Consider the following 9,055-nt stretch of genomic DNA (forward strand, 5'->3'; position numbering starts at 1 on the left):
GCTGATCATGACGCATGCCCGAGGCAACACCACCAGCGCCTCTCCATGGCTGATGCTCGCCGTCGCCACGGTCGGGTTCGCGGTCAACTTCTGGGCCTGGGCGCTGCTCAGCCCGCTCGGCCCACTCTTCCGGACCCAGGGCACACTCGGCGCGCTGACCGAGTCCGACGTGGCGCTGCTGGTCGCCGTCCCGGTGATCGTCGGCTCGCTCGGGCGGATCCCGATCGGCGCGCTGACCGACCGGTACGGCGGCCGCGTGATGTTCCCGCTGGTCTCCGCGGCGACGATCGTGCCGATTCTGTTCATCGGCTTCTTCGCGCTCGACTCGTACGTCGCGCTGCTGATCGGCGGCTTCTTCCTCGGCATCGGCGGCACCGCGTTCGCGGTCGGCGTGCCGTTCGTGAACGCCTGGTTTCCGCCGGAGCGCCGCGGTCTCGCGGTCGGCATCTTCGGCGCCGGCATGGGCGGTACGGCGATCAGCGCACTCACCACCGTCACGCTGTACGGCGAGGCCGGGCACCGCGTGCCGTTCATGCTCACCGCGGTCTGCCTGGCCGCGTACGCCGTACTCGCCTGGCTCGTGCTCCGCGACGCGCCCGGCCGCACCCCGGCGCAGGGCGGTTTCGGCCGCCGGCTGGTGGCGAACGCAAAACTCCCGATCAGCTGGCAGGCCTGCATCCTGTACGCGGTCGCGTTCGGCGGGTACGTCGCGTTCTCCGTGTACCTGCCGTCGTACCTGAAGACCGCCTATGACCTGGACGCCGCGGACGCGGCCAACCGGATGGCCGGCTTCGTGCTCGTCGCCGTCGTGATGCGCCCGGTCGGCGGGTGGCTGTCGGACAAGCTCGGGCCGATTCCGGTGCTGGCCGGTTGTTTCGCGATCGTCACGGTCGGGGCCGCGGTCGCCTCGACGACACCGCTGCTCGAGCACGTCGGAACCGTTGCCTTCCTCGGGATGGCGGCCGCGCTCGGCGGCGGCAGCGGCGCCACGTTCGCGCTGGTAGCCAAGGTCACCGATCCCGGTCGCGTCGGCGGCGTCACCGGTCTGGTCGGTGCAGCAGGCGGTCTCGGCGGATTCGTACCGCCGCTGATCATGGGGTACGTCTACGGCCGCACGCAGTCGTACGGCATCGGGCTGGTGCTGCTGTCGGTCACCGCGGCCTTGACGCTGGTGCTGACGTTGACGATCGTGAGAAGGACCGCCCAGCCAGACCGGCAGAATGCGCGCACCGCGACCAGCGAAGGAACCGCATGAGCACTGGGGCTCGTCCGGAGGACACCACGGCTGCGGGTCTCGACGGACCGCTGAGCGAGGCGCTGGTCCGGACCCGGCGCTATTTCACTCGCGGCAAGGTCTCCGACGACCTGCGCACACTGACCAAACAAGGCGGTCGTGGCGCCGACGACTTCTACCGCGACCGGTGGAGCCACGACAAGGTCGTCCGGTCGACCCACGGTGTGAACTGCACGGGCTCCTGCTCGTGGAAGGTGTACGTCAAGGACGGCATCATCACCTGGGAGACGCAGCAGACCGACTACCCGTCGGTCGGTCCGGACAAGCCGGAGTACGAGCCACGCGGCTGCCCTCGCGGCGCCGCGTTCTCGTGGTACACCTACTCCCCCACGCGCATCCGCTACCCGTACGTGCGCGGCGTACTGCTCGACCTCTATCGCCAGGCGAAGGCGCAGTACGGCGACCCGGTGGCGGCGTGGGCGCACATCGTCGACGATCCGGAGCTGGCGCACCGCTACAAGGCGGCCCGCGGGAAAGGCGGCCTGGTCCGTTCGACCTGGGACGAGGCGACCGAGCTGGTCGCGGCGGCGTACGTGCACACGCTGCAGAAGTGGGGCCCTGACCGGATTGCGGGCTTCTCCCCGATCCCGGCGATGTCGATGGTGTCGCACGCCTCGGGTGCGCGGTTCACCTCGCTGATCGGCGGCACGATGCTGTCGTTCTACGACTGGTACGCCGATCTGCCCGTCGCGTCGCCGCAGGTGTTCGGCGACCAGACCGACGTCCCGGAGTCCGGCGACTGGTGGGACGCCGGTTACCTGATCATGTGGGGTTCGAACCTGCCGGTCACGCGGACGCCCGACGCGCATTGGATGGCCGAGGCGCGCTACCGCGGGCAGAAGGTGGTCGCGGTGGCGCCGGACTACGCCGACAACGTGAAGTTCGCGGACGAATGGTTGCCGGCGGCACCTGGTACCGACGGCGCGCTGGCGATGGCGATGGGACACGTGATCCTCAAGGAGTTCTTCGTCGACCGGACCACGCCGTACTTCGTCCGCTACGCGAAGTCGTACACCGATCTGCCGTACCTGATTCGCCTGGACGCGACCGAGGAGGGCTACCGCCCGGGCAAGTTCCTGACCGCGGCGGACCTCGGCAGCACCGAGGAGAACGCCGCGTTCAAGACCGTTGTCCTCGATGCGGCCACCGATGCGCCGGTCGTGCCGAACGGGTCGTTGGGGCATCGGTTCGGCGAGGCGGGCAAGGGTCTGTGGAACCTCGACCTGGGCTCGACCGATCCGCTCCTCACCGTGCTGGGCGGCGAGAGCGTCACCGTCGAGCTGCCCCGCTTCGACCGGACCGGTCCGTTGCGCCGCGGCGTACCCGTACGGCGGATCGGAGATCACCTCGTCACCACCGTCTACGACCTTGTGCTCGCCCAGTACGGCGTACCGCGGCCCGGGCTGCCCGGCGAGTGGGCCGAGTCGTACGACGACCTCGTGCCGTACACACCTGCCTGGCAGGAGCCGATCACCGGCGTACCGGCCGCGGCCGCGGCGCGGATCGCGCGCGAGTTCGCCCAGAACGCCGAGGACTCCAACGGCCGGTCGATGATCGTGATGGGGGCCGGGACCAACCATTGGTTCCACTCGGACACGATCTATCGCGCGTTCCTCGCGCTGACCACGCTCACCGGATGCCAGGGCGTGAACGGCGGCGGCTGGGCGCACTACGTCGGGCAGGAGAAGTGCCGGCCGGTCACCGGGTGGGCGCAGCTCGCCTTCGGGCTGGACTGGGTGCGGCCGCCGCGGCAGATGATCCAGACGGCGTACTGGTACCTGCACACGGATCAGTTTCGCTACGACTCGTTCGGCGCGGACACCTTCGTCGGGGGGTCCGGCAGTGCGACCAGCAGCATCAGCGGCAAGACCACCGCGGACCTGATCGCGATGAGCGCGCGGCTCGGGTGGATGCCGTCGTACCCGACCTTCGACCGCAATCCGCACGACCTCGCCGACGAGGCCGCGGCAGCGGGACGGCCGGTCGCCGAGCACATCGTGGACCAATTGAAGTCCGGTGACCTCCGGTTCGCCTGCGAGGACCCGGACGCACCCGAGAACTTCCCGCGCATCCTGTCGGTCTGGCGCGCGAATCTGCTCGGATCGTCTGCCAAGGGCAACGAGTACTTCCTCGAGCACCTGCTCGGTGCCGGATCCTCCCTGCGCGCGTCCGAAGGCGTGCATCCCCAGGAGGTCGAGTGGCACGACGAAGCGCCGCGCGGAAAGCTCGATCTGCTGCTGACGCTCGACTTCCGGCAGACCAGTACGACGATCTTCTCGGACGTCGTGCTGCCCGCGGCGACCTGGTACGAGAAGCACGACCTGAACACCACCGACATGCATCCGTTCGTGCACTCGTTCAACCCCGCGATCGCGCCGCCGTGGCAGACCCGGACAGACTGGGACGCGTGGCAGACCATCGCGGAGAAGTTCAGCGAGCTCGCGGCCACTCACCTCGGGACGCGTCGCGACGTCGTCGCCGTACCGCTGCTGCACGACACCCCGGACGAGCTCGCCACCCCGCACGGCATCGTCCGTGACTGGAAGGCCGGCGAGTGCGAGCCGGTCCCGGGGGTCACGATGCCCAAGCTCGTCCAGGTCGAACGCGACTACACCGCAGTCGCCGCGAAGATGGCCGCGCTCGGTCCGCTGATGGACACGCTCGGCGCGACCACGAAGGGCGTGACGTACGACGAGGCGGCCTCGGTGGAGTACCTGCGCGCCAAGAACGGCACCATCCGCGGCGGACCCGCCGACGGCCGCCCGTCACTGCGCCGCGACCTGCACGCGTGCGAAGCGATCCTGGCGCTGTCCGGGACGACGAACGGCCGGCTCGCGACCGAGGGATTCAAGACGCTCGAAGCCCGCGTCGGCAAGCCGCTGCACGACCTCGCGGCGGAACACGAGGGCAAGCAGATCACCTTCGCCGACACGCAGGCCGCGCCGGTGCCGGTGATCACCTCACCCGAATGGTCCGGCTCCGAGTCGGGCGGGCGCCGATACTCGCCGTTCACGATCAACGTCGAGCGGTTCAAGCCATGGCACACGCTGACCGGGCGTCAGCACTTCTACCTCGACCACGACTGGATGGCCGAGCTCGGCGAGAACCTGCCCGTGTACCGCGGGCCGCTCGACCTGGGCGCAATGTTCGCCGAGCCCGCGATCGGCACCGTCAGCGAACTCGGCGTCGCGGTTCGGTACCTCACGCCGCACAACAAGTGGTCGATCCATTCGGAGTACCAGGACAACCTGTTCATGCTGTCGCTCAGCCGCGGCGGGCAGACGATCTGGATCAGCGACACCGACGCCGCCAAGGCCGGGATCGCGGACAACGACTGGATCGAGGCTGTCAACCGCAACGGCGTCGTGGTGGCCCGTGCGATCGTCTCGCACCGGATGCCCGCCGGCACGGTCTACATGCATCACGCCCAGGACCGGCTGATCGACGTACCGCTCGCCGAGACGTCCGGGAAACGCGGCGGCATCCACAACTCGCTCACCCGGCTGCTGATCAAGCCGTCGCACCTGATCGGCGGGTACGCCCAGCTCTCCTTCGCCTTCAACTACCTCGGGCCGACCGGGAACCAGCGCGATGAGGTCACCGTGATCCGTAAGCGCTCGCAGGAGGTGACGTACTGATGCGGGTGATGGCGCAGTTGGCGATGGTGATGAACCTGGACAAGTGCATCGGGTGCCACACCTGCTCGGTCACCTGCAAGCAGGCGTGGACGAACCGGACCGGCACCGAGTACGTCTGGTTCAACAACGTCGAGACGCGACCCGGACAGGGCTACCCGCGCACGTACGAGGACCAGGAGACCTGGAAGGGCGGCTGGACGCTCAACCGGCGCGGACGGCTCGCGCTCAAGGGCGGCGGCCGGCTGAAGAAGCTGCTGACGATCTTCGCGAACCCGAAGCTGCCGTCGATCAACGACTACTACGAGCCCTGGACCTACGACTACGCCAACCTGACCGACGCGCCGGCCCAGCAGCACACGCCGGTCGCCCGGCCGAAGTCGCTGATCTCCGGCGAGAACCTGAACATCTCCTGGTCGGCGAACTGGGACGACGACCTCGGCGGCTCCGCGGCGACCGCCGACCGCGACCCGGTCCTGCAACAGGTCCGCAAGCAGGTCGGCGACAAGGTCAAGTTCTCGTTCGAGCAGACGTTCATGTTCTACCTGCCACGGATCTGCGAACACTGCCTGAACCCGTCCTGTGCGGCGTCCTGCCCGAGCGGCGCGATCTACAAGCGCACCGAGGACGGCATCGTGCTGGTCGACCAGGACCGCTGCCGCGGCTGGCGGATGTGTGTGTCGGGCTGCCCGTACAAGAAGGTCTACTTCAACCACCGCACCGGCAAGGCGGAGAAGTGCACGTTCTGCTTCCCGCGCGTCGAGGTCGGCCTCCCGACGGTGTGCTCCGAAACGTGCGTCGGCCGGCTGCGCTACATCGGCGTCGTGCTGTACGACGCGGACCGGGTCCTCGAGGCGGCCTCCGTACCGGACGAGCACGACCTGTACGACGCACAGCGATCCGTGCTGCTCGACCCTGAGGACTCCGCGGTGATCCGGGCGGCCGAGCGGGCGGGCATCCCGCGCGACTGGATCGAGGCGGCGCGGCGCTCGCCGGTGTACGCGTTGATCAACCGGTACCAGGTGGCGCTGCCGCTGCATCCGGAGTACCGCACGCTCCCGATGGTCTGGTACATCCCGCCGCTGTCGCCAGTCGTCGACGTGGTCCGTGAGACGGGCCAGGACGCCGAGGGCCGGGACAACCTGTTCGCGGCGATCGAGGCGCTGCGGATCCCGATCGAGTACCTGGCCGAGCTGTTCACGGCCGGCGATGTCGCGCCGGTCGACCGGGTGCTGCGCAAGCTGGCCGCGATGCGCTCGTACCTGCGCGACATCAACCTCGGCCGCGACCCCGACGCGTCGATCCCCGCGGCCGTCGGCATGGCCGAGGAGGAACTGTACGACATGTACCGGCTACTCGCCCTGGCCAAGTACGACGAGCGCTACGTGATCCCGACCGCGCACCCGGAAGCAGAGCAGCAGGCGCACGCCCTCGAGGAACTGGCAACCGAGTGCGCCCTCGACTACGAAGGCGGACCCGGGATGGGCGGCTCGGGGCCGTTCGGCGAAGGCTCCGGCGGACCGACGCCGATCGCGGTCGAGAACTTCCGGATGCTCAAGGACCGCCAGACCTCGGAAAGCATCGCCTCCCCGGACGACAAGCAGGCCCGGGTCAACCTGCTCAACTGGGACGGCAAGGGCAAGCCCGACGGCCTGTTCCCACCGCGGTCCGGCGACGGGGAGGGCCAGCCATGAAGTATCCCGCCCCGGCCTTGCCCGCCGAACAGCTGACCATCGCCTGGCAGTCGGCGTCCCTGCTGCTCGACTATCCCGACGAGTCGCTGCTCGACCGGCTGTCGTTCATCGACCGGGCCGCGAGCACGCTGCCGGCCGTCGTGGCCGAGCCGCTCGCCGGCACTGTCGCGCAGCTTGCCGCCGGCAACCTCCAGGAGCTCCAGGCGCGGTACGTCGAGACGTTCGACAACCGCCGCCGGCACAACCTGTACCTGACGTACTTCGCGCACGGCGACACCCGCCGCCGCGGGGTCGCGCTGCTGCGCTTCAAGCAGAGCTATCTCCGGTCCGGGTTCGTCCTCGACGACTCCGAGTTGCCCGATCACCTGTGCGTCGTCCTCGAGTACGCCGCCACGGTCGACCAGAAGCTCGGCTACCGGCTCCTGCTCGACCACCGCGCGGGGCTCGAACTGCTCCGGGTCGCCTTGGCCGAGGCCGATTCGCCCTGGTCCGGCGCCGTACGCGCCGTCACCGCGACCTTCCCGCCGCTGCGCGGCGACGAACGCGACGCGATCGCCCGGCTCGCGGCCGAAGGTCCACCCCAGGAAGAGGTCGGACTCCAGCCCTATCCCGGAGCCCGCTGATGGACCAGTTCCTCTGGGTGGTCGTGCCCTACATCTGCCTGACGGTGTTCGTCGTCGGACACGTCTGGCGGTACCGGTACGACAAGTTCGGCTGGACCACCCGCTCGTCGCAGCTGTACGAGAGCCGCCTGCTGCGCTGGGGCAGCCCGCTGTTCCACTTCGGCATCCTGGCGGTGTTCCTCGGCCATGTGATGGGCCTAGGGATCCCGAAGTCCTGGACCGAGGCGATCGGCGTCTCCGAAGGCCTCTACCACTTCCTCGCCGTCTCGGTCGGCGCGGTCGCCGGCTTCTGCACTCTGGCCGGCCTGACGATCCTGATCTACCGCCGGCGGACGGTCGGGCCGGTCTTCTCCGCCACCACGCGGATGGACAAGCTGATGTACGCCGTCCTCGCAGCCGTCATCCTGCTGGGCCTGGCCAACACCGTGCTCGCCAACATCTTCGGGCACTACGACTATCGCGAAGGTGTGTCGGTCTGGTTCCGCGGCATCTTCCGCTTCGACCTGCACCCGGAGCTGATGGCCGAGGCGCCGCTGACCTTCCAGTTGCACGGACTCGTCGCAATCGGCCTGTTCGCCCTGTGGCCGTTCACGCGGCTGGTGCACGTGTTCAGCGCACCTCTCGGCTACCTGACGCGGCCCTACATCGTCTACCGAAGCCGCGACGCCCGCCCGGCCAGCCACTCCCCTCGCCGGGGCTGGGACGCCCGCTAGCTCGGCAATGCTCCCCTGACTCCGTGCGTTCGTTACGGCTGGCGCGCCCGGTAGAAGCTGACCCCCGGCCGATCGCGCGTGCCGTGGAGAGGGTCGAGGGTGACGCGGCCGCGCACTCCGTGCAGGTTGTGCAACGGATCCTCAGCCTGCGCCACCTTGAGCGACTCGGGTACAGCTGGCTGGCCACACCGGCGTACCTGCCTTGACTGTGCACGCCGTACCGCGACGGTGCCGGCTGAACCGCCTGTCGAATCTGAACCGCTACATCGACGCCGTCCGCCGCTACAACCCGCCCTCTCACTGCGCGTTGCTGCACGCCGACGTCAAGAAGGCTCGGCAACATCCCCGACGGTGGCGTGCCGCCGCCTCGTCGACCGCCAACAAGAAGCGCGGCCGCCACACCCGATCGCCCACCACAACCCCAAGCTCGGGACCGCGTCCGTACACATGGCAGCAGTCGTCCGGATGACCTACGACGCGTCACCTGGGAGTACGTCGACGCCGAGCCGAAGGCCGCACCACCAAAGGGATCCGACGCTGCCGCAGCGCTGACCTAGCCAGACAGATCTACTGACACCTCAACGCCACCGGCATCCCTACACCCAAGAGAAACACGGCGCGCTGATGCGCTCGGACGACTGGGCGCCACCGAACTCGCTCCCTCTCCGAACCGCAACTGCGCCTCACCCAGGCGGACGACGCCTTGTTCTCCACCCTGGCCGGCCAGCCCTCCACCGCGCCCCGCACCGGATGCCACCCTCACCCCACAGCCGCGGCACCCGCAAGCGTGAAACCCCTTCTATACAAGGCAAATCAACCCCGAAACCGATTTGCGCGTGACCATCCCGTGACCTACACTAGAACACATGTTCGAATCGGATTTGGATGAGCTCGACACCGCGGACCTGCTGTCCGCGGCGGCCGAGTACGTCCAGATCCGTGAACAGGCCGAGGTCGGCATCCTGCGCGCGGCGCTCGCCTTTGCCGACCGGAACGCGGTCCTCGATTGGCAGGAGGCCGGTGAGTTGCCGCTGCCGGGTCGCGAGCGGCTGCGGGTGTACGGGGGTGAGGGCTGTCCCGGCGTGGCCGAGTTCGC

Annotated in this window: 5 protein-coding genes and 2 pseudogenes; all 7 read left to right on the plus strand. The window is 68.9% G+C overall.

Annotation, left to right across the window (positions count from 1 at the left end; genetic code table 11):
* Positions 1-7 precede the first annotated feature (7 nt).
* Complete coding sequence (locus AB0B82_RS21985) at positions 8-1,255, plus strand: MFS transporter (protein ID WP_360171391.1); 1,248 nt, start codon at positions 8-10, stop codon at positions 1,253-1,255.
* The gene (locus AB0B82_RS21990) at positions 1,252-4,932 is read left to right on the plus strand and encodes a nitrate reductase subunit alpha (RefSeq protein ID WP_360171393.1); all 3,681 of its coding nucleotides are present in this window, start codon (positions 1,252-1,254) and stop codon (positions 4,930-4,932) included. The genes AB0B82_RS21985 and AB0B82_RS21990 overlap by 4 nt, the downstream gene beginning before the upstream one ends.
* Entirely contained in the window at positions 4,932-6,623 is a 1,692-nt protein-coding gene (narH, locus tag AB0B82_RS21995) for a nitrate reductase subunit beta (protein WP_360171396.1), read from the plus strand. The genes AB0B82_RS21990 and narH overlap by 1 nt, the downstream gene beginning before the upstream one ends.
* Complete coding sequence (gene narJ / locus AB0B82_RS22000; RefSeq protein WP_360171399.1) at positions 6,620-7,246, plus strand: nitrate reductase molybdenum cofactor assembly chaperone; 627 nt, start codon at positions 6,620-6,622, stop codon at positions 7,244-7,246. Before narH ends, narJ begins: the two co-directional genes overlap by 4 nt.
* Complete coding sequence (narI, locus tag AB0B82_RS22005) at positions 7,246-7,959, plus strand: respiratory nitrate reductase subunit gamma (RefSeq protein ID WP_360171402.1); 714 nt, start codon at positions 7,246-7,248, stop codon at positions 7,957-7,959. The genes narJ and narI overlap by 1 nt, the downstream gene beginning before the upstream one ends.
* A gap of 232 nt (positions 7,960-8,191) precedes the next feature.
* Positions 8,192-8,315: pseudogene (locus AB0B82_RS22010) on the plus strand (IS481 family transposase); the annotation flags it as partial.
* A 510-nt stretch (positions 8,316-8,825) separates the two neighbouring features.
* Positions 8,826-9,055, plus strand: a pseudogene (locus AB0B82_RS22015) (hypothetical protein); the annotation flags it as partial.

Source organism: Kribbella sp. NPDC048915 (assembly GCF_040649595.1).
GTDB lineage: Bacteria > Actinomycetota > Actinomycetes > Propionibacteriales > Kribbellaceae > Kribbella.

Bases quoted from the DNA above. Each gene is read 5' to 3' on its own strand.
- narI (WP_360171402.1), top strand. From the start codon at position 7,246: ATGGACCAGTTCCTCTGGGTGGTCGTGCCCTACATCTGCCTGACGGTG.
- narH (WP_360171396.1), top strand. From the start codon at position 4,932: ATGCGGGTGATGGCGCAGTTGGCGATGGTGATGAACCTGGACAAGTGC.
- AB0B82_RS21985 (WP_360171391.1), top strand. From the start codon at position 8: ATGACGCATGCCCGAGGCAACACCACCAGCGCCTCTCCATGGCTGATG.
- narJ (WP_360171399.1), top strand. From the start codon at position 6,620: ATGAAGTATCCCGCCCCGGCCTTGCCCGCCGAACAGCTGACCATCGCC.
- AB0B82_RS21990 (WP_360171393.1), top strand. From the start codon at position 1,252: ATGAGCACTGGGGCTCGTCCGGAGGACACCACGGCTGCGGGTCTCGAC.